Origin of the sequence: Methylobacter svalbardensis (genome assembly GCF_037671525.1) — a bacterium.
In the GTDB taxonomy this organism is placed as follows: Bacteria; Pseudomonadota; Gammaproteobacteria; order Methylococcales; family Methylomonadaceae; genus Methylobacter_A; species Methylobacter_A svalbardensis.
In genome coordinates this window covers 1-956 of record NZ_JAWPOH010000182.1, presented here as the reverse complement: position 1 = coordinate 956, position 956 = coordinate 1, and the positions used below count along the sequence as shown (strand labels likewise).

The 956-nt window shown below is 49.1% G+C and carries 1 protein-coding gene; it reads right to left on the bottom strand.

Features of this window, described 5'->3' with window-relative positions; all coding sequences use genetic code 11:
- Nucleotides 1-2: 2 nt before the first annotated feature.
- The coding region (locus RW114_RS20735; RefSeq protein ID WP_422614856.1) for an IS1595 family transposase at nt 3-956 on the bottom strand (954 nt) is incomplete at its 5' end.

The following is a 956-nucleotide window of genomic DNA, read 5'->3' as shown; positions in this document are numbered from 1 at the left end:
GGCTATGTCATCGTTAAATATTGAAAATTCCCCAGAGCAGCATTGAGTAGGGTTTCCGGCGTGAGTTGGCAGTGTTGTTCAAAAGCCCGTCGCCAGCCCAGGTAGTTTGGCAAGTATTTGGTAGCTACACCGTGAAAATGCTCCAGCCACAGTTTAAATCGACTTTGATAAGCATTGACATTTTGTACATGGTAAGCCCCATTGACCCGTTGGCCTTGGCTGAGATTGACGATTTCATGACTAAAGCCTTCTGCATGACAGAACGCCGTGTAGGTGGGATTGGCATCACTGACTAAAAGTGCATCTGCATCCAATGCTGGCTTTAGGGCGGCGGTAAGACGGGGCTTGGTTAGCGGCCCATTACCGGTAACGAAATCCAGTGTTTGTCCGGAACGATCGCGAGCAACCAGCACACAGATCTGTTCGTCAGAGATTCCTCGTTTAGTGGCTTTGCCGCCCCGCTTGCGAGCTTTGCGGTTAAGGTTCCGCTTGCCTTTATTTGATTCAAGCAAATACGTTTCATCGGCTTCGGTAATGCCGTGAAGAGTACTGGGTCGATCCTGGGTAATCCAGTTCAAAAAACGATGTCGCCAACGGAAACTGGTATTGCGATGAACACCCGTGTCGGAGGCGGACTTACGCACCGTCAGTGATTGGGCCATCGCAGCAAGATAGTTTAGCCATTTTGACTTCTCGCGAAGACGAGCCAGCGGAGTACCCGTGAGGGCATTGAAAGTTTTGTGGCAGCTTTTACAATAATAACGTTGCAAGCCGCTGACTAATCCGTGGCGGTATAACTCGACACTGGCACAGTGCGGGCAGGCATTTCTAGCATCAAAGCAGGACTCAATCAATTCGAGGACTTTGGGTTCGTCGGATAGTTGATTTAAGGCAGCGTTCAGCAGTTTGCGCTGGTGATGATCTAATTCACGGATTGCAGTAATTAATTGAAAAAA